At 55.3% G+C, this 20421-nt stretch carries 17 protein-coding genes; 8 read left to right on the top strand and 9 right to left on the bottom strand.

Annotated features, from left to right (window positions below; translation table 11 throughout):
* Positions 1-38: 38 nt before the first annotated feature.
* The gene (locus FF011L_RS03655) at positions 39-1694 is read left to right on the top strand and encodes a leucine-rich repeat domain-containing protein (RefSeq protein WP_145350222.1); all 1656 of its coding nucleotides are present in this window, start codon (positions 39-41) and stop codon (positions 1692-1694) included.
* A gap of 32 nt (positions 1695-1726) precedes the next feature.
* On the opposite strand, the gene FF011L_RS03660 is transcribed toward FF011L_RS03655, so the two are convergent.
* Positions 1727-2803 carry a Gfo/Idh/MocA family protein gene (locus tag FF011L_RS03660; protein WP_145350224.1) on the bottom strand — a complete coding sequence of 359 codons (1077 nt, stop codon included), beginning with the start codon at positions 2801-2803 and terminating at the stop codon, positions 1727-1729.
* A 147-nt stretch (positions 2804-2950) separates the two neighbouring features.
* Between FF011L_RS03660 and nusG the strand changes: the two genes are divergently transcribed.
* The 3 genes from nusG to FF011L_RS03675 all read left to right on the top strand — a co-directional run bounded on the left by nusG (position 2951) and on the right by FF011L_RS03675 (position 5842).
* Positions 2951-3592, top strand: a complete 642-nt coding sequence (gene nusG, locus FF011L_RS03665; protein WP_246109710.1) for a transcription termination/antitermination protein NusG — start codon at positions 2951-2953, stop codon at positions 3590-3592.
* 344 nt (positions 3593-3936) lie between these two features.
* A complete protein-coding gene (gene rfbB / locus FF011L_RS03670; RefSeq protein ID WP_145350226.1) occupies positions 3937-4992 on the top strand; it encodes a dTDP-glucose 4,6-dehydratase in 1056 nt (351 codons plus the stop codon).
* 61 nt (positions 4993-5053) lie between these two features.
* Positions 5054-5842, top strand: a complete 789-nt coding sequence (locus tag FF011L_RS03675) for an NIPSNAP family protein (RefSeq protein ID WP_218932994.1) — start codon at positions 5054-5056, stop codon at positions 5840-5842.
* Between the two features lie 277 nt (positions 5843-6119).
* Here the strand turns inward: FF011L_RS03675 and FF011L_RS03680 are convergent, their stop codons facing one another.
* Both FF011L_RS03680 and FF011L_RS03685 read right to left on the bottom strand, forming a co-directional pair.
* Complete coding sequence (locus FF011L_RS03680; protein ID WP_145350230.1) at positions 6120-6641, bottom strand: DinB family protein; 522 nt, start codon at positions 6639-6641, stop codon at positions 6120-6122.
* A 79-nt stretch (positions 6642-6720) separates the two neighbouring features.
* Positions 6721-7590 (bottom strand): carbon-nitrogen hydrolase, encoded by an 870-nt coding sequence (locus FF011L_RS03685; protein ID WP_145350232.1) that lies wholly within the window; start codon positions 7588-7590, stop codon positions 6721-6723.
* 143 nt (positions 7591-7733) lie between these two features.
* Between FF011L_RS03685 and bioD the strand changes: the two genes are divergently transcribed.
* Together bioD and pdxA are read left to right on the top strand one after the other, a co-directional pair.
* On the top strand, positions 7734-8426 hold the full coding sequence (gene bioD, locus FF011L_RS03690; protein ID WP_145350233.1) for a dethiobiotin synthase: 693 nt from the start codon (positions 7734-7736) through the stop codon (positions 8424-8426).
* Positions 8427-8432: 6 nt separating this feature from the next.
* On the top strand, positions 8433-9380 hold the full coding sequence (gene pdxA, locus FF011L_RS03695) for a 4-hydroxythreonine-4-phosphate dehydrogenase PdxA (protein WP_145350234.1): 948 nt from the start codon (positions 8433-8435) through the stop codon (positions 9378-9380).
* A 92-nt stretch (positions 9381-9472) separates the two neighbouring features.
* Here pdxA and FF011L_RS03700 read toward each other — a convergent pair whose 3' ends face one another.
* From FF011L_RS03700 to ilvA, 3 genes are all read right to left on the bottom strand, one after another.
* Positions 9473-9964, bottom strand: a complete 492-nt coding sequence (locus tag FF011L_RS03700) for a hypothetical protein (protein WP_246109711.1) — start codon at positions 9962-9964, stop codon at positions 9473-9475.
* A 10-nt stretch (positions 9965-9974) separates the two neighbouring features.
* Positions 9975-10835 (bottom strand): DUF1559 domain-containing protein, encoded by an 861-nt coding sequence (locus FF011L_RS03705; RefSeq protein ID WP_145350235.1) that lies wholly within the window; start codon positions 10833-10835, stop codon positions 9975-9977.
* 489 nt (positions 10836-11324) lie between these two features.
* The gene (gene ilvA, locus FF011L_RS03710) at positions 11325-12848 is read right to left on the bottom strand and encodes a threonine ammonia-lyase, biosynthetic (RefSeq protein WP_261342558.1); all 1524 of its coding nucleotides are present in this window, start codon (positions 12846-12848) and stop codon (positions 11325-11327) included.
* A gap of 305 nt (positions 12849-13153) precedes the next feature.
* Here ilvA and FF011L_RS03715 point away from each other — a divergent pair, with 305 nt between their 5' ends.
* Positions 13154-14434 carry a lactonase family protein gene (locus FF011L_RS03715; RefSeq protein WP_246109712.1) on the top strand — a complete coding sequence of 427 codons (1281 nt, stop codon included), beginning with the start codon at positions 13154-13156 and terminating at the stop codon, positions 14432-14434.
* Positions 14435-14588: 154 nt separating this feature from the next.
* Here FF011L_RS03715 and FF011L_RS03720 read toward each other — a convergent pair whose 3' ends face one another.
* The 3 genes from FF011L_RS03720 to FF011L_RS03730 all read right to left on the bottom strand — a co-directional run bounded on the left by FF011L_RS03720 (position 14589) and on the right by FF011L_RS03730 (position 18043).
* Positions 14589-15671, bottom strand: coding sequence for a dipeptidase (locus tag FF011L_RS03720; RefSeq protein ID WP_145350239.1), 1083 nt, complete (start codon positions 15669-15671; stop codon positions 14589-14591).
* A 1-nt stretch (position 15672) separates the two neighbouring features.
* Positions 15673-17049, bottom strand: coding sequence for an MFS transporter (locus tag FF011L_RS03725; RefSeq protein WP_218932995.1), 1377 nt, complete (start codon positions 17047-17049; stop codon positions 15673-15675).
* Between the two features lie 115 nt (positions 17050-17164).
* Entirely contained in the window at positions 17165-18043 is an 879-nt protein-coding gene (locus FF011L_RS03730; RefSeq protein WP_145350243.1) for a hypothetical protein, read from the bottom strand.
* A 329-nt stretch (positions 18044-18372) separates the two neighbouring features.
* On the opposite strand from FF011L_RS03730, the gene FF011L_RS03735 reads away from it, so the two are divergent.
* Positions 18373-20337 (top strand): tetratricopeptide repeat protein, encoded by a 1965-nt coding sequence (locus FF011L_RS03735; RefSeq protein WP_145350246.1) that lies wholly within the window; start codon positions 18373-18375, stop codon positions 20335-20337.
* Positions 20338-20421: the final 84 nt, after the last annotated feature.

Below are 20421 nucleotides of genomic sequence, written 5' to 3' on the forward strand. Positions count from 1 at the left end.
ACTTCCGTTTCATTTGCCGTTCGTGAAAGTCGACCTGGATGCTCCGCTTAATCCTTCTGGCATGGTTCGCTTCGGCCGGGATGCCGCTGCTATTGGCAGAGCGTCCTGACTGCCGCTTGGTTTATTTTCCGTTGCCCGCCGAGGCAGGCGACGCGGCAAAGTCGAAAACCTTGTGGCAGCAAGCGAACAGCGAAATCGCCGCCGGAGACGCCGCCGCAGCATTTCACACGCTCTGGCAGTGCCATCATGCGGATCCCGGCAACCTGCTGGCTCGCCGAGCATTGGGGTTGCCCCCCGCAAAAACGTCTCAGGTGGTCACACGTCGCGGTCGCTCCGCGCCTCCGATTTTGCGTTGGCGGCCCGGCAGTTACCAGCAAGTTGAAACCGCTCATTTTACGATCTTTTCCACCGCAGATCCTGAAGCCATCGCGAGCGTTGGCGAACAGCTGGAACGATTTTACTGGGTCTGGGCCCAGGTCTTTTTTCCTCTTTGGGAAGGGCGTACCGACGTCGGTCGAGGCCTTCGCGGGGATGGGGCGATTGGTCGTGGCAATCAGCGGATGCAAGTCGTGCTGTTCAAAGACGCAGCCGATTACATCCGGACGCTAAATCCCCACGTTCCCGGTATCGAACGGTCGACCGGTTTTTATTCGGATCCGCAGCGCTGCACTTTCCTTTTTGCCGGAGAAGAAGCCGACCCAGCGACCTGGCAGCACGAATTGACGCACCAATTGCTTAGCGAGGCAACTCGGTCACGGTTGAAACCGGATCAGTTGCCGGGCGAAGCTTCGCAGTTTTGGCTGATCGAGGGAATTGCCACTTATATGGAATCGGTTCGTTTCGGCAAGACGCAAGGCTGGGTCGGTGGCTGGGAATCTCCGCGACTGCAGTTTGCCCGCTATCGTTGGTTGAGCGCTGGTGATTCTATGCCTTTAGCCGAACTGATTCCTGCTGGGCGGATCGCGGCGCAGCAACGCGAGGACTTAGCCCGTTGGTATGCCCATGCCGCCGCCTACACGCATCTGCTTATGGACGACCAGGACCATCGTTATCAACAGGCCTTGTTTGCCCAGCTGACAAAGGAATACGCCATCCCGCGGCTTGCGGAGGAACCGCCGATCGTCTCACCGCCGATGGACCTTCAAGCGATCACCAAGCAGATGATCCCCTTCCTTCGCTTGGATGACCAGCGTCTTTTTCCGCCGGCGACCGACGTGTCTTTAAAAGCCATTTGTTTGGGTAGGACCCGTGTCACCGCGGCCGGGCTAGCAGCGTTGCCGCCGCAGCCCGATCTGCAATGGTTAGACCTGAGCGGCTTGGCGGTCGATACCGCCGATGTAACGCGTTTGGTTCCGGCGCCGGGATCGTTGGATCAGCTGAACTTGGAACGAACTGCGATTGATGATTCCCTTGCCGAGTGGTTGCACCAAGCCAGTCGACTAAGCGAACTAGATCTCAGTCTGACAAAAATTGGTGATCCGGCTTTGGCGGAATTAGCGGCGCAGACGCCTCTGGAAACCGTTTGGTTAACTGGGACCCAGGTGACCGCTGAAACCGTCAAGCGATTGCTTCGTTTTAAAACGTTGGAGCAGATTGACGTTCAAGGAACCCAGGTCAGCGATTCCGAAATCGAGCAGCAGCGGACTGAAAATCCTGAGGTCCATTTCAATCCGCTGCAACTAATCGCTCAGTAATCTGAACGATTTGGGGCATGGAATCGGTTGGTTTAGCCAAGCAGTTTGATTGTTTTCTGCTCAGCTGCACTTTTGATGGCGGTATCGACGATCTGCTGCCCGATCCTTGATATTTCGGTGCTGCATGGTCCATCGATCGGCAGATCGTTCTGGACTCGGCTGACGTAGTAGTTAATCAAGTTCTTCGATTCCGGCGCCAGCGGGTCGGCCGCCATTTCAAACCCTGCGGGCTTCTGTTCGGTTTGCACAAACAGGCTTGTCTGGTAGTCGTAGCAGCCGATGGTTCCCTTGGTCCCGACAATCACGAAACCACACCGAGGCTGGGGCTGATGGGTCCAAGGATCTGTAAAGGTTCCCCAGCGTGTTTCAAACTTGCTTAATCCGGTCGTGTATCGAGCGACCGCAATGCAATGTTCATCCACCTCAAGGCCTTCGGGCTGATCGACCGTAGCCGTTACTTCAATCGGTTTGCGGCCGCCGAAGAACCAGGTCCCGATCGTGGTCCCGTAGCCGATGTAATCCAGCAAAGACCCGCCGCCAGCGGCCTTGGAGTAGAACCAACTTTTCGGTTTTTCGCGAGCGATTTCCTCGGCGGTCGTTTCGCGTTTGTCCGCGCCGTGGTACAGAGGCCCACGATTGCCTCCGTAGTAGTGAACTTCGATCACTTCGCCGATCTCATCCGCTTCGATCATTCGTCTGGCTGTTTGGTGCGGAGCCGACCAAGCGAGCGGCCAGTTGATCATCAATCGTTTGCCCGCAGATTGGGCGGCTGCGATCATCTGATCGGCTTCGGCCAGCGATGCTGCCATCGGTTTTTCGATAATGGCGTCGGCGCCGAACTGCATGATGCGGTCGGTCCAAAGTCCATGGTCTGCAGCGGAGGGACAGAGGACCACGACATCGGGCTGTGATTCGGCCAAACATTTTTGATAGTCGGTAAAGACCTTCTCTGCAGGAATGTCAAAGGTGCGAATGGCTTCCGCCATGCGATCTTCCTGGGGATCACAAATTCCGACCAATTCAACGTCCGGATTCTCCGCCACGGCGCGCAGGTTATCTCCCATATGGAAATGCTCAAAACTAATCCCAGCAACACGTATTCGGCTCATCGCACTCTCTCTCAGCGGGCTTCGGAAAATGAATCAGGGCTCCAATTGTAAGGTCCCCTAATGAGCCAATGGTATCCCCTCATTCACTGGTGCTGTTCAATCTGCTTTAAATCGATCAGACTATTGACTGGATTCGATTGAATGTGAATGAAATCGATGACGGCGTATGAAACCAAAATGGAGTCTTGTTTCGTCGCACTTTTACAGCTGGAGTACGTGTCGATGCCGTTGCTGCCTGAAGAACCCGATATCTTCCCTGCAAATCTTCTTGAAACGGTAAGCGTCGAGGCCCCTTGGTGGGCGATTTACACGCGTTCGCGCCAAGAGAAGGCCCTGATGCGGCAACTGCGGCAAGCAGAAATTGCCCACTACGGCCCGATTATTGAACGCCGCTACCGCTCCCCTGCCGGACGGTTGCGAAAGTCATATTCTCCACTCTTCGCAAACTACGTCTTTCTTCAGGGCGACGAAGAAGCTCGCTATCAAGCGGTCTGTAGTGGCTGCGTCTCGCGCTGCGTTCCCGTCACGCAAACGGATCTTTTGATTACCGATTTACGTCAGGTCCACGCACTCATCGGGACCGGCGAATCGTTGGCTCCGGAATCGCGTATCGAGCCCGGGGACATTGTTCGTATCAAGAACGGGCAATTCGCCGGCTATGAAGGTCGGGTGATCCGCCGCGAACACGAAATTCGATTGGTCGTCGACGTGCGGTTCATGAACCAAGGTGTTTCGGTGGAATTGGACGACTGCCAGATGGAAGTGATCGGCAAAATTCCTGCATCCTGAGCGAGTATTCAGGTACATGCGGTTAAGGTTTTCAAGTTCAAATCTTCGCGGCATTGAGGGGGCTCCTACGGCGGGTCTGAATTCCCGCGTAAAGGGCCGGACACCGTGCGCCCAGTGTCGTCTACTTTCTTAGCGGAACGGCGCGAGCCGTCCGGCAATCGCATAGAAAAAACAATGATGCGCCGATCCGCTAGGAAATTCGGCCGCAGATGCCAAAGTAGGTGGCATTGGGCGTGCACTGTTCTGCTATTTATGGTCGGCCCTGCAAAAGACAGCGGCTAGAGAAGCGATTACAATCGTTTTTCTCTGATCCAGATCTTTATTCCTGCAGACAGGCAGCCTTAATGCGCGTCTTAATCACTGGCGGCGCCGGTTTCATCGGTTCCAATCTCGTCCGCCTGGCTATCGAATCGGGGCACACCGTCCTGAATGTGGACAAATTGACGTACGCGGGTAACCTTGCCTCCCTAAAAGATCTCGACAGCCACCCAAATTACCAGTTTTTGCAGGCCGACATTACGGATGCGGAAGCGGTGTCCCAAGCGTTTGCCAGCTTCCAGCCCGAAGCGGTGATGCATTTGGCGGCAGAAAGTCATGTCGACCGGTCTATCGACGGCCCTGGGCAGTTTATCCAGACAAACGTTGTCGGCACCTTTCAGCTACTTCAGGCCAGCCTCCAGTATTGGCGAGGCCTCTCGGCGCAAGGGCAGTCGGAATTTCGTTTTCTGCATGTATCGACCGATGAAGTTTACGGATCATTGGGCGAAACTGGCCTGTTCACTGAAACGACCCCATACACGCCCCATTCTCCATACTCAGCCAGCAAGGCTTCCAGCGACCATTTGGCCCGCGCCTGGCACGACACCTACGGACTGCCCGTTTTGGTGACCAATTGCAGTAATAATTATGGTCCCTATCAGTTCCCTGAGAAATTGATCCCGGTTGTCATTCTTAAATGTTTGCGTAACGAACCGATCCCGATCTATGGCAAAGGTGAAAACATTCGCGACTGGTTGTACGTGGTCGATCACTGCGAAGCCCTCCTGAAGGTTGTTCAAGAAGGAAAAATAGGCCAGACCTATAATATTGGCGGAAACAACGAACGTACGAACCTTGAACTAGTAAAGACTCTGTGCGGGCTGTTGGACGATTTGCGGCCTTGTGAATCAGGGCAAATGCACGAGAAGAAAATTACCTACGTAACCGATCGCCCTGGGCATGATCTGCGGTACGCCATTGATGCTTCGAAAATAGCCGAAGAACTTGACTGGCATCCCAAGGAAGACTTCGCCAGCGGCTTTCGTAAGACCGTAGAATGGTATCTGGATCATCCGGAATGGTGGCAGGATATCCTCTCGGGTGATTACCAACTGCAGCGACAGGGAAATAACGTTTCTTAGATCGCGAGGGATCGTTATTGCTGGTTCTTACTTATTTCTAACTTTTGACCGAATGAAAAACATGGCTTGCCAACGATTATTCGCACTTCTTTTTGCCGGCCTTTTAATGGCGGTTACCGTGAACCTTGCCAGCGCCGAAGAAACGACGCGAGAATTTTACGAAGTTCGCACCTATCAGCTGGGCGAAAACGGTGACCCCGCGGCTCTGGATGCGTATTTAGAAAAAGCCCTTTTGCCAGCGCTTCAACGCCAAGGCATCGGTCCAGTAGGAGTCCTTTTTGATCCGCAAGCTGAACCAGCAAACCAGCAAGTTACCGTCGTTATCCCGTTCAACTCGCCCGCTCAATTGCCTGAAGTTCAAGCGGCTTTGGCAAGCGACGAAGCCTATCAAAAAGCTGGCAAGGATTACCTTGAATTGCCTGTGGACCAAGCTCCGTTCAGCCGAATTCGAAGCGAACTGCTGATTGCCTTTGAATCGATGCCACGCATGGAGGCACCCACCGAATCGATCGCTCCAAAAGACGAACGCGTCTATGAACTGCGTACGTACGAAAGTGCGACGGAGCAAAAGGGAATCGTCAAGGTTCACATGTTCAACAACGGTGAAATTCCAATCTTCTTGGACTGTGGGATCCAGCCTGTTTTCTTTGGTCAAGCGATCGTCGGACCAAACTGCCCCAATCTGACTTACTTGACCGTGTACCCAACGGACGAAGCCCGCCAAGCTGGCTGGAAAGCCTTTGTCGCGCACCCCGACTGGGCAACCCTAAAGGTCAAACCCCAATACGCAAACACCGTCAGCAAAATCGAAAAAGCCGTACTGAAGGCAAAGCCATACTCCCAGTGGTAAGCAACGGCGATTGGTGTTGCGCTTGTACGCTTGTCCTTGCGGGCAAGCGATTTATAAATGGACGGCTTTGCTGCGTTTTAACACCTGGTCCTGAGCGAGCAGGTTGATCGCTTCCCGTTGCGAGTTCCGTCGGGCTAGCCCGAAACGGAACGCTTACTGCAGGTGAAGCTTGGCTTGTGAAACGCTAAAGCCATCACTTATGAATTTTACGTCCCGCGCGAAAGGACGTCTTCTCTTAACCGCCAGCCTGCTTGCCGGCGAAGGAATTTGCTTTTTGCTAGGCGGCTGGCATTCCGATCGCTCGGCGCCATGCACTGATTTGGCCTAGGTGCATCATCATGTGGCCACCCATGTAAAAAGTGTGCATCGATCCCATTGTGGAGAAACGCTCACGCATGCGCTCAAGTGGGTTTGCGACTTCGTAGGCAGCGTTGTCGATGTTAGCGATCTCTTTCAGGGCCGCTGCGTAGGAGTCGTAAAACCGGGACATGATTTCATCCATTGGAGGATAGATGTCGCCATTTACGTCGTCGCTGCAGGCGACTCCGGGCTTAAACAGTTCGTGGTAGTTTGCGGGGGCTTCGATTTTGCTTGCATCCAGCCCTAGGTCTTCGAGCATTCGGGCGGGGTACAAGCAAAGATGCCCGAACACGAACGCAGGATGGTTTGAGTCGATAGGTCCGTTGGATCCGGTTGCGAAGCGTCCGAACTGGTCCGCTTTAACATCGGTCATAAGACGTTGGGCATAACCGATGGATAGGTTGGCCGATTCGGTAATTGCAGTGGCAATCGATTGCATGGTATCGCTTATCTAGGTGGTAGGACAGAAAAAAAACAGGGAGTGCGGTTGAGTTCTGGATGGGGGCTTTGCCGTTTCGTTACGGCGATAGGTGCCGCTGCAGCAGCCCACCATAAGCATCGATTCGGCGATCCCGCAAGAATGGCCAGTGGGTGCGGACCAGATCAAGCATGTCTAACGAACAGGTCTGGATCAGGGTTTGTTCGTCGCTGTGGGACCCTTGTTCGATGACTTCGCCGGTTGGTGCAACGAAAAAGGAACCGCCCCAGAATTCGATCCGCCCTTCGGTGCCGACGCGGTTTGGGGCGGCAACCCACAGCCCGTTTGCAATCGCATGCCCGCGCATGGAGGTCTGCCAAGCATTGTACTGATTTTTGCCAAATTCTTCCTTTTCTTCATCGATCCAGCCGATCGCCGTTGGGTAGAGCAAGATCTCTGCTCCGCCCAAGGCAAACAGTCTCGCCGCTTCGGGGAACCACTGGTCCCAGCAGACGCCGACTCCAAGTTTGGCGTATCGGGTTTCGATGACCTTGAACCCTAAGTCACCGGGGGTGAAGTAGAATTTTTCATAGTACAACGGGTCATCGGGGATATGCATTTTCCGGTAGATGCCCGCAATGCTTCCGTCCGCGTCCAGGACGGCGGCCGTGTTGTGATAAAGCCCAGGTGCCCGGCGTTCGAATAGCGAGGCGACAATCACGACCTCGTATTTTGCAGCAACCTTGCCAAGCACGTCGGTTGTCGGGCCGGGGATCGATTCCGCCCAGTCAAAAACCCGGTGGTCTTCTTCCTGGCAGGGGTAGGGGCTGGTAAATAATTCTTGCAGGCAAATGATCTGCGCCCCTTTCTCTGCAGCTGCTACAATTCGCTCGACCGCTTTACAGACGTTTTGCTGCTTATCTTCGGAGCATTGCATTTGCACTAGGGCTAAAGAAACGTCGCGTGTCATAAATTGGTCTCGGGGAAGGGCGTTCATCATTGGATATCGTTTTGTAATTCAAAACCGCCAGCAGCTTCTACCCCCTATAATGCGGCAACCGTTCTTAATTTTCACTCTTCCTCCTTCCCTCCCGAATCGACCGGATGGTGGGCATGATCGTCAAAGCACCTCCCATCCTCTTTTTTACGGGGACCGACACCGATGTGGGGAAGACCTACGTCGCTAGTTTGACGGCAAAATTGCTTGCCGGCTACGGAATGAAGATTGGAGTCTACAAGCCTGTCGCCAGCGGCTGTGACTATCGCAACGGCGAACTTGTGTCCGAGGACGCATTGGGATTGTGGCAGTCAGCGGGCCGCCCGGAAAGCCTCGAACGTGTTTGCCCTCAGCGGTTTGCGGCTCCTTTAGCACCCCCATCGGCCGCGGCACTAGAAAATCGAATCGTCGACAAGGACGAACTGATTGAGGGAGCCAAGTGGTGGTATGGCCGCTGTTCGTTGTTAATCGTCGAGGGGGCCGGGGGCCTTTTTTCTCCTTTGGCAGACCGATTTAGCAACGCCGACTTGGCCTATGCCTTGCGGGCCACTTTGGTTTTAGTGGCAGAAAATCGGTTAGGGGTGATTCATCAAGTGGTTGCGACCACTTTGGCGGCTAAACATTTTGCCGATGGAGAGGGGCTGAACCTTGCTGGCATTATCCTGAATCAAGCGATGTCACGCAGCGATGCGTCTGCAGAAACCAACCTCACTGAAATACGAAAATACTGCCATGTTCCGTTGCTTGGTTCGCTCCCTTACGGAAGCGACGCCTCGCCGATTGAACAGTGGCTACGGAAAGCCTGCTAAGTAAGAATGTCACTCCCTGCGATTGCAATCACCACCGGTGACCCTGCTGGAATTGGTCCTGAAGTTTCGCTGCGGGCGATTCCCGAAATCCTTGCTTTTTGCCGTCCTCAGCTGATTGGCAATCGCACGGTTTTGCAGCAAGTTGCTGCTAAGATTGGCGTCGACCTACCTGAGGTTCCCATCCTGGACCCTGCCGGCGATTTCTCAGCTGTGCAGCCCGGACAAATCTGTGCTGAAAATGGTAGTGCTTCTTACCAGTACGTTACGACTGGTATCGATTTGGCCATCGAGGGCAAGGTGGCTGGGGTCGTGACGGGGCCGATCCAGAAAGAGGCTTGGCATCTGGCAGGGATTCCTTTTCCCGGCCATACCGAACTGTTGGCGTCACGCACTCATTCGTCCAATGTTCGCATGATGTTGACCGCGCCGCAGATTAGCTGTGTGTTGGTGACGGTGCACGTCGGGTACGCCGAGGTGCCGCGGCTGCTTACCACGGAGGGGATTTTTGAATCGATTCAAATGGGGCACGAGGTGGTGTCGCGGATTCGTCAACGCAAGGCGCGCGTCACTGTCTGCGGCTTGAATCCGCACGCCGGAGAACACGGGCTGTTCGGTCAGCAGGAGGAAGAGCGAATCATCCAGCCGGCCATTGATCGAGCGAGAGAAGCGGGGATGGACGTTCAGGGCCCCCTGCCGCCCGACACCGCATTCACCGCAGCAAAACGCCTGGAAACCGACGTCTACATTTGCATGTATCACGACCAGGGGCTGATTCCGCTGAAGACACTTGCCTTTGATGACGCGGTGAACGTCACGTTGGGGCTGCCGATCGTGCGCACGTCCGTTGACCATGGGACCGCCATGGACATTGCTTGGCAAGGAATCGCCGGGCACAGCAGCATGGTCCAGGCGATTCGTTTGGCCGTCCAGTTGGCGTCCCCAGGGCAAGTCTAGGTTTGACTGGCACTGGTTTGCGCTGCAGCCATTGGATTGCATTCCTGGGATGGGGCCAGGAATGCAATCGAAGGGGAAGTCTTCTTTACCGACTATTTCTTGTCGGTGACATCAAAGTCTTTTGTCATTCCGTCGCCTTCGGTAGGGATATCCAGTTCGACTTTGTAATCGCTAAAGAGGGGCTTTCCGAGGGGCAGTTCCGCATCCGGTTCGGCTTTCCCGTCAAACCCGTTGATGATCACTTCGTGAGGGCCGCCGACGGTCCCTTTTCCGCCCTCGGCTGCGGTATCGTATTTTCCGTTGATAATTTTCGCACTTCCCGCGGGTCCAGGGTTGCCCGATTTTGGCAGGAACTGAATGTCACCCATTTGGACCGGAGCCCCCTTAAAGGTGACGGAACCACTGACGTTTTGTCCTCTTGGGTCGGCTGGTCCGCAGCCGATTTGCGATAGCAGCAGGACGGCGGCACAGAGCAATAAAGCGGGAGACAGTCTTTTCATTTTTTGATGCAGGGCTAAAGAGACAGATTCATAAAATAAGAAAGCCACCTGCGATCCAATCGCAGGCGGCAGTGGGATGGTCATCAAAAAAGGTTTAAAGACCGTCGGACTCGCGTCCGTTAACACTTGCAGCGGATAGGTACGTGCTGAAGTTAATGGTTTCGGAAACGAACCGAACCGAGCCGTCGCAAAGCCCAAACATCGCACCGCCTGGGTGCTCGCTGCCCATGCTCATGTCATTAAACAGGGCCGTGTAATCGGAGTTGATGGCGCGAGCAATGTTCTTGGCAGGTGCCATGTATTGATTCACTTGGCCGCCACGCGTCCATGCTCGATAGCGAGTCGCGTTTCCATTCCGTTCGGACCATGAAATTTCGCCAAAGGCCAAAGAGTTCGAAGTTCCGTCAACGATGTTGGCGAAGTTTTTAGGTTTCAGCCCCCAGCGAAATAGCCCTTGTTCGCTCCAACCACCGTGTGCGCCGGAAGTGTTTTCTTTGTAGGCGACGCCGGATTGAGGGTTGGTGCCTGTCGGCCCCATGACGCCGTAGTAGTGAGTCGTGTAATCGGCTTCGGTATCATCCGCGGTATTTTCCGGCGAACTAGGGCAAATGTACATCGCCATTGGGGCGTCTTGAGTCAACGGTCGATTGTTTGCGCTATTGAAGACTTCCTCAATGATAAATCGATCGTACTTGTTGCCTTGTTCCATGAATGGCAGCAACGCGACGTGTAGCGAAAGTCCCTGCGTGATCGCAGTGGCCCCGAGTGGGAAGGCCTGATGCGTGTCGTGGTAATTGTGCAGCGACAGCCCTAACTGCTTGAAGTTGTTGCTGCAGCTCATTCGTCTAGCGGCTTCGCGAGCGGCTTGGACGGCTGGTAAGAGCAAGCCAACCAAGACACCGATGATGGCAATCACCACCAATAATTCAACTAAAGTAAAAGCGTTCCGTTTCATAGGATAAGCCCTTTGGGGGATAGAAAAGAAAATTGGAAAAGAGGATCGCTTCCGTGAACCACCAAGGAAGCAATGAAGGTTTGCCCGCCTTTAATCCTGTGGTATGGTTGCTTGGAATTGCATCCGTACTCACTATATCGGTTTCTGGGGGCCGAGAGTAGCAATTTTGCCAAGATTCTTTGAGCTTTGTTTTGCCCGTTTCTATCGACGGGCTGAGAGGGCCGAGGCGTGCAAGCAACACGTCAGCGGACGACGCAAGCTCTCCAGTGTGTTCGTCTGCCCGCGCGCCGGTGCAAATCGCAGGGCCGATTTCCACCGGCGGAAGCAATTGTGGGTTTCCGCCCGGCTTCCCCAGGTCGGTGCAATCACTGGCAACTGCGTCCAGTCTCCCGTGTTCGTTCTTTGGGTTGCCGACTGGGTGATTGTCGCCTTTCGCCCCGCGAAAGGCCGCAATCTTTTTCTGCTTCCGATTAAAACGACAGCCCGTTTTTAGAGGAACATGCGGTAAACAGGATTTTGGGTTTCTTCCACGCAGGGGTATCCTAGGCCTTCGATGAAATTCGAGATCGCTTTCAGATCGCTATCGGGCACTTGGATTCCGACCAATATTCGTCCGTAGTCGGCGCCTTGGTTGCGGTAGTGGAACAGGCTGATGTTCCAGTTGGGATGCATGCTTGATAAGAAACGCATCAGTGCCCCGGGGCGCTCCGGGAATTCAAAGCGATACAGGTGTTCATTCTGTGAGGCTTGGCTTCGGCCGCCCACCATGTACCGAATGTGTTCCTTGGACAGTTCATCGTCGACCAAGTTGATCGATTCAAAACCCTCTTCGGTAAATGCTGTGCGAATGGCTTTGGCTTCCTGACGATCATTGGTGGCCAGCCCGACCAGCACGTGAGCCTGCTTTGCATTGGAGATCCGGTAGCTAAATTCGGTCACGCTGCGTTGCCCGATCACTTCGCACAGGCGTTTGAAACTGCCCCGCTCTTCAGGGATCGTGACGGCAAACAAGGCTTCGCGGGCTTCGCCAACTTCGGCTCGCTCCGCGACGAATCGCAGACGGTCGAAATTCATGTTGGCACCGCAGGTGATGGCGACCAGCGATTCATTTTCAATATTGTGCTGGGCGATGTATTTTTTCATGCCTGCGATTCCAATCGCCCCGGCTGGTTCCAGAATGCTTCGCGTATCTTCGAACGCATCTTTGATCGCAGCACAGACGGCATCGGTATCGACAAGCACGAAGTCATCGACCAAGTTCTTGGTCAGTCGAAACGTTTCCTCGCCAACCCGTTTGACAGCCGTCCCGTCGGAAAACAAGCCTACATCTTCTAGCGTGACGCGTTCGCCTTTGCGGATCGATCGGATCATGGCATCGGAATCTTCCATCTGGACTCCGACAATTTTGATGTCGGGGCGTACGGCTTTGAGGTAGGCGGCGACTCCTGAAATCAAGCCTCCTCCGCCGATCGCGACGAAGACCGCATGGATTGGATGTTGGTGTTGGCGAAGGATTTCCATCCCGATCGTTCCTTGCCCGGCAATGACATCGGGATCGTCAAAGGGATGCACAAAAACCAATCGGTCGCGTTCTGCGATCTCGAGTGCGTGGGCATGCGCGTCGGAGTAGCTTTCACCGTGTAAGACCACGTTCCCGCCGAGGGCGCGGACCGCATCCGATTTAAGTCGCGGAGTGGTTACCGGCATGACAATGACGGTTTTGCAACCGAGCCGCTTCGCACTGAGGGCAACGCCTTGTGCATGGTTCCCCGCCGATGCACAGACGACCCCCCGAGCCAGTTCCGCCGACGTTAGCCGCGACATCTTGTTGTAGGCTCCGCGCAGCTTGAAGCTGAAGACCGGTTGCGTGTCCTCTCGTTTTAGCCAAATTCGATTGCCTAACCGCTTGGATAGTTTTTCCGCTTGTTCAAGAGGCGATTCAATGGCAACGTCGTAGACCGGGGCATTCAGGATGCGTTGCAGGTAATCGAGAAGCGTTTGGTTCATGTTCATGGTTGGGGTTGTACGTGTGGCGAAGGCCAGTCGAGGACGCGACGCCGGAGGTTCCCGCGGTCGGAGAGCCTGATTCTAGCAAAGCAACCGATCGCGACAGCCAGGGAGTATTGGGTTCCAGACGCGGCGCATGCATTGGGACTGTCCGGAAAGTCCGCGTCGTGTGGGGGGGAGGTGTCCGGAATGATCGATAAATCAGCAACTTTCAGCGACCGCCAACAGGAATTGAGATTAGGTTAAAATCATCTTGTCGTGCCTCACGGCAGATTCCCTCCCCATAATCCTTCCGCTGCATGCTAAACAACATGAATCAATCCTTCTTTACGCAATCCTCCCGTTTGTTAACGGTGTTTTTCGCCGTTGGACTAGGGAGTTCTTTTTTGTTGGCCCGTTCGGCTTACTCGCAGCAAACGAGTGCCGAGAAACCGTTGGTCGCCTATGTAGGGACCTTTAGTGCTCCCTTGCAAGACATGCTTCCGACTCAGGTCGATCTGCCACCAGGAAATGGACGAGGCATTCACCGCTTTCACGTCGATCGTCAAACGGGAGCGATGACCCAAGTTGGCGAGTTTCTGCTGGGCACCAGTCCAAGCAGTTTGGTGATCAATGCCGCAGGCAATCGACTCTATTCGGCCAATGAAACCGATCGTGTTGGCGAAAACAAAGAGGGAACTGTCAGTGCGTTTGCCATCGATCCTGATGGCGGCAAACTAACCCCGCTGAATTCGGTGTCGTCGGGAGGTGCAGGCCCCACCTACGTGAGCCTGGATCCAAGCGGACGCTTCCTGTTGGTTGCCAATTATTTTGGAGGCTCGGTTTCCGTTTTGCCGATCTTGGCAGATGGGAAACTTGGCCAGGCCACGGACATCCAGGTGGACGAAGGGGAAATTGGACCAACCAAGGCGACTCATGCTCCTCCTGGAAGTTTTGCGATCAGCGGCCACGACCGCACGCATGCTCACATGATTCATTCCGACCCTTCGGGACAGTTTGTGCTGCATGTTGATCTGGGATTGGATCGCATCTACGTTTGGAAACTGGATCGGGAAACTGGAAAATTGATTCCCAACACGCCTGCCTTCGTTTCGCTTCCTCCGGGCGATGGACCACGGCATTTCCATTTTCATCCAAACGGCAAATGGTTTTATTCGATCCAAGAAGAAGGTTCGACCGTTGCCCTGTTTGATTTTGATGTCGAAACCGGGAACCTAAAGCATCGCCAAACGCTTTCGACGCTCCCGCCCGAATTTAAAGGGAGCAACTTCTGTTCGGGGATTCTGGTTTCCAATGACGGCCGGTTTGTTTATGTCGGGAACCGTTTGCACGACAGCATCGGGATTTTTTCGGTCAACGACGACGGGACATTGACTTACGTCGGAGAAGAGTGGACGCGTGGCGATTACCCTCGCAGTTTCAATTTTGATCCGACCGGTCAGTTCTTGTATTGCTGCAACCAACGGGCGGATCACGTATCGGTGTTTCGAGTTGATGCGAAAACAGGAAAGCTGATTTTTACCGATCATTACGCAGCCGTGGGGAATCCGTCGGCAATCGTGTTTCTAGATCAAGCTGAAACAGGCAAGTAGTGAAGCCTGATTCACGTCGGTTGACGTTCCCCGCGTCAACGGCGAGTGGTGGTCACTCCCCTGCGGTATCGCGGGGCCTCCACCCGCTTAGGCTGCGTCACCGGGCACCGGTTGCTTATCGATTTCGCGTCCCGCACGGAGCGTGAAATCAGCCCTATGACCAAGCTTGGCGGAGCGTTCGGAGGAAGTTGCCATGAAAGATTGCTTCGCGGTCTTCCTCGCTGTAGCCGCGACGCGTCAGGATTCCATCAAGGGCTTGCATGTCCGCGATCGTATCCAGATCGCTAGGCGATTGTTCCTTGCCATAGGCTCCGTCTAGATCGCTGCCGATGCCCGAATGCTGAGCGTTTCCTGCGAGCTGGCAAACGTGATCGATATGGTCGGCGATCTGTTCCATGCCGACGCCGATCGACGTGGGCGTTGATTCACCGCGAATGAAGCCGGGGACGACCATCCAAACATCGAAGGCTGCCCCTAATACGGCGCCTTGTTCGATCAGTGCCGAAATCTGGCGATCGCTGAATTGCCGGACGTCGTCGACCAATGCTCGGCACATCTGATGGCTTGCCCAGATGGGACCGCTGAAATGTTCCAGCGCCTGCCAGAAGCAGGGTTCGTTCAAATGCGTCACATCGAGGATCATCCCCAGCTGGTCCATTTTCTTTATCAGTTCGATTCCGATCGGTGGAAAAGAACCTTCCACATCATGTCCCATCGCGTATCGGCCGATCCCGTAGTGCGCTGGCCCGAGGGCGCGCAGGCCGTACTCCCAGGCTTGGTCCAGGTGGTCGAGGGTGACGATCGAATCGGCACCTTCTAGGCTGAGGATGTAACCGATGGGCTCGTTACGAGCGGCTGCGGCAACGGGATCTGCCCAGCGTTGGATTTGCGATTCCAGGCCGGCGAGGTCGGTGATTTGGATCATCTCACCTTGGCGTTCCATCTCGCGGTACCAGGCGAGCTGCCCCTGAGACATCGCCCAAGCCTGGGATGGCGATTCCCAGTTCGCTACAAAGGAGCTTGGTTTCATGCAGCCGCCGATTTGGGTGGCCACGCACAACCCGATTCCGCCGCGCCGCATGTCGGGCAGAGAAACAGTCCCGGCGGCTTGCCCGGCCAAGCGAGGTGGCAAGGTCCGTTCGAATTCGCGGATGTCGGCAACGGTCCGTCGTAAGTCCCGATTCCACTCCAAAGCGTTTAGGCTGAGGTCTAGATGTGCATCAAAGATCCATTTCATCTTAAGCTTCCTTTTTATCGTTCTGTTGGCCTCGAATCGGTTTGGTCGCGTCGGTCCCCAGGACGGCCAGTCCTGCGACCCCGTACATCCCAGCACAAGTCAGGAAGACAAGGATCTGCCCGTCGCTGAAGATCGAATCGAGGGAGTTTCCAAGGTTCAGTAGGTGGGGGACGGCAACGGCGCTGGCTGCGGCCCCTAAATTGCCCCACATATTTCCCCAGCCAAAGACGGCCGAAGTGTTGCGTCCCCCGACGTCTTGCATAAAAGCCCAGACCGTTGGGTTGCCGATGTCGGTCATCAGGGAAACCATCGCACAGCAGCCGACGATCAACCAAACCGAATCGAAACTTGAACAACCGACGTAGGCGATTCCGGCGAGGAAGCAGGTCCCGCTTAATGGTGCGACGCGTCCCCAGCGGTGTCCCAGACGGATGACCGCTTGATTGCCTAACCAGCCGCCAATCAACTGGCCCGGGATCGCGATCGCTAAAACGCCGGTGACCATTATTGAACCCAAGAAGGATTCCACGCCCTTCTCTTCTTTCAGGTAGGTGGGTAGCCAAGTGATCAGATAAACCCAGCCAAACACCAAGCAAAACTGAGCGAGTGCATTCAGCCATAAGGAACGACTGGCCATGATGGCCCCCATCATCGGGAGGATATCACGGAGGTTCGTTTTCGGTTCCGCTTCCCCTTGGGATCCGATCTTTTCCAGTTCCGCTGGATTCACACTGGGATGTTCTCGCGGGTCGTCCCGCACAATCATCCAGTACGCGATCGCCGACGCGATTCCAATGAAACCGTACAGGTACAAAACGTAGCGCCAGCTTCCTAACTGGAGCACCAGCAAGGTTGTCAGGAATGGGGCGAGCGTCCCCCCAAGGCGACCTCCAATCGAAACGAACGAACTGGCCATCGCTCGATCACGGAAGTGAAACCAGTTTCGAATCACACCGCTACTGGTCGGGTAAGCCCCCGCCTGCACGACTCCAAATGCAAGCCGAGCCATCAGCAGACCGCTTAGGCTGGTCGCCATCCCTGAGAACGCCGTCAGCCCGGACCAAGCAAGGATATAAAAAGTCAGCATGGCTCGACCGCCAAAGCGATCGCTGATCCAGCCCGCAGGGACTTGGAAAAGGGCATAGGCAAAGAAAAAGGCTCCGAGGACTTCCCCGATTTGTTCTTTGCTTGCGTCCGGGAAATCGCCTAGAAACGAATCGCTTTTAACCATTTCCCCCAAGCAGACTCGATCCAGGTAGAGCAAGAAAGCCATCACAAAACTGACGGCAACCACCTGCATTCGGATCGCACTTGCGGGCTGCGGTGAGGAGCTGGGGGGCCCGCTATGACCGATTGCGGAATCAGGTTCGGTTGGCATGAGCATTCAGGCAGGCAAGAGAATTAAGGAGGGCTGCCGCCAATCCTAGCAACTATCGAGGGCCTTTGCTGGCATTTCCATTGAAGGCTCGTTTGCCATCAAAAGAAATTTTCTTCTACAGAATCCTGCGGAGCAGATCTGGGTTGCGAACGGCTTCGTAACTTCCCAGTGTCGTTCCCGCCGTCAAATCATCCGCCGACATTTCTTCAAGCACTCGGTCCGCCTGGTCGGCGCCGGTTTGAAGCCGATGCAACCACAGCGATTTCATCATCCCATGGGAATCGAATAGGTCGGGACGTAGGCAAAGCATTACCGCTTCGGTGACCTGGCGATTGCATGCCGGGAGGGCGGGGGCGTTGCTGCAACGCCGCATCAAGGCGTCACGCATGGTGGCAGACGTCAACCAGTTGGCGGTGTCGCGGGCTGCGCCGGCTGGCAGAAGTCGAGCATCGTTCGCATGGGCTGCGGCACGTCGCTGGTTGATGGCGTATTCGAGTGGTTCTGGAAAGTGGGCCCCCATCGATCCGAGAAGCACGTCCGTCCAGCGTTCGACTTCGGTTCGCAAGCGATTCAGCCGGACCGCTTCGTCGACGCGGCCGCCACGACCGTGGACCATCAGATTCAAGACGCGAAAGCGGACTTCGATATGGGTTAAATGAACGGAATGGGCAATCGGTTTGATTTCGGACTTCGCACACTCACGGTCCAGGCCGGATGCAAGCGCCGCGTAGACTCGTGTCAAACATTCCGTGACCAGAACCTCTTCTAGCAAAGGGATATGGTCGTCCCACCATTGTCGCAGTTCGATCGTGTGGCCACTTTCTTCGATTCGCCGATAGCGTCCGATCGCGTGATGCCAAAGGTCAAACCGGTTGCGAGCCGCCGTCCAGTATTTCGTCATCGCTTCGGTGGGCAGCATGGAGCGATGGTAAAGCAGCCCTGGCCCGTGATGGGCGACGACAGCAGCAAGTTCGGCAGTATTAATGCAGTGCATGGTGTGTGATGCTCGTGAGCCATGAAGCGATGCGGGTTTGCGAGAATTGCGACGCTAAGTTTTCTCGCTCTTTCATTGCATCGCACTCACTGTGCCAGAGCCTTGGTCCATGATCTGTCTGAGTCTGTAAGTCATTGTTGTGAAGTGACTTAGCGCGGCTGGGTGGGTCCGCGGCGTTTGGGAAGTGTGGCGTCAGGGCAGCGGTTCACGATGCGAAAAAACAACATGCGATACCATTCTTGGCTTTTCGAAACGGTTCGCTCTTGTTCCCGATCGTCGGCAATCAGTATGCTCGCAGGCAGGAGGGGCCCTTCGCGGCCGGTATCACTATGCGCAAGGAAGCGTCGATTCATTGCAAGCTGTTATTTCTATGGGGATGGTGCGCCATCCTGATAGCTCCGGTAGCGTTCGCGCAAAGCACGGATCTGAACGGGAGGTTGCAGCAAGGTTTGCAGCAACTGGCTGCAAAGGATTACGCGCAGGCCCACCAAACCCTGCAGCACTACATTGATTCGATCCCCAGCGACGAATCCGCCGCGCAAGCGTATCAGCCCTATCTGTTGCAAGCGACGATGGCGAACGGAAAAGCCTTGACGCGTTTGGGGCAACACGAAGATGCCCTGAAGCAATACCTGGCAGCCATCGAATGGGCGCCGAAGAATTTTGATCGAACCCCTCTGCAGTTGACGGCAGCCGATGCGGCATACCGTTGCCAGCAATGGGATCAGGGGGCCAGCCTTAGTCAGCAGGTCCTGGATACCGCTGAGGATGCTCGCCGACTGGCGTTGGCTAGGCGCATCCTTGTCGCTTGTGAACTTGCGAATAAGCATCGTCAGCAAGCGTGGGAAGTCTTAAGCCAAGCTACCGAATCGGAGGCGGCTGGCCTTAGCGAATTTGCCAATCGGTTAGGTGCCGCCGCACTCGGTCAGAACGAAGTTGAGCTTGCATCCAAGGCGTATGGCTGGATCCTCCAATATCCAACCGACGAAGAATTGCAGCGCAAAGCGAATTTAGGATTCGCCTGGGCAGCCGCTCTGGGGGCAGCCCCTCCCGATGAAGCAGCCGCTTTGCTGATGGGCTTTGCCGACCAATATCCAGAAGGGGAAGATGCTTCGCGAGCGCTTCGTGCGGCCGCGACCTGTTGGAATCAGGCGGGAGAGCCCGAGCAGGGGAATGCCTGTTTGCAGCAGATCATCGATTCCGTGAATGCCACCGATTCGGCTCCGCTCAGCCCGGTCGTGGTGGCGGCGGCAGAAACTTTGTCGGCGAATCCTCAAACCGCCGATCAAGAGGGACTTCGCTCGATCAGGAAACGATTATTCGTCACGCGGGACTCAAGTGACAATCCAATCCCCGCTTCGCTTATTGCGGCCAGCATCGTGGATGCGGCCCTGGAAAATGATGAATCGGCTTGGCAGCGATCGACGTTAGCGGCAGAACGTCATCCTGACGCGGGTGAAATCATGGCAGCGACCCTGAAACGTTTGAGCCAGCAAGGGGCGGACGCCGATGCAGAGCGTCTTGCCGCTTACCTGCTGCAGAAATTATCAAGCACAGATCCAGATGCTAGCATCCAGGGCAAAACGATCGAAGCGGCTTGTCGCTGGGCTGCGGAATCAGGAAAGTGGAGTTTGTTGGCGTTGGCGGCAGAAGATGTCGATACGGTGGATGTGGCAGCCCGATTGCCTTCCGCTGGAATTCGATTGCTAGCGGAGGCCCTAATCCAAACACGGCGTGCTGCGGCGGCGAAGCGATGGTTCGATGCGGCGGTTACCGCAGGAGCCGATGACTTCCCGACTTTGGTTCGTCGAGCCGAACTTTCGGTCGCGATGGACGACTTGACCGACGCCGACAAGAACTTGCGGGCCGCGGTGGAAGCGGCTGGACCGGAGGACGACACGACGCTGGTCGAAGTCCTGCAAGCCGAACTGTTGATACGTCGGGCGAGGCTGGAAGAGGCACGTGTTGGTCTTGAGCGAATTGTTCGAATGGACACGGCCGCGGGCCCGGTTCGTTGTCGAGCCCAATGGTTGATCGGTGAAACCTTTTTATTGCAACAACGCTACTCCGAAGCGATTGATGCCTACCGGATCGTGGAAACCCTTGACAGCCCGCCAGGCAACTGGACGGCCGTCGCGTTGGTTCAAGCAGGGAAGTCTTTTGAAAAATTGGGGAGGCATCGAGACGCCGCAACTTGTTACAGCGGTCTCTTGCAACGCTTCGCCGACAGCGAACACGCTTTGGTTGCGAGAGATCGACTAGCGGTGATTGGGGCAGACACCCAACGTCGTTGAAACATCCTTCGCCTGTCCGATTACGATTCCAAATCAACATAATTTCGCACTAATATGTTAGCCAATCTCTGCTGCTGCACGCCG

It is taken from the genome of Roseimaritima multifibrata (assembly GCF_007741495.1).
GTDB classification, from domain to species: Bacteria; Planctomycetota; Planctomycetia; order Pirellulales; family Pirellulaceae; genus Roseimaritima; species Roseimaritima multifibrata.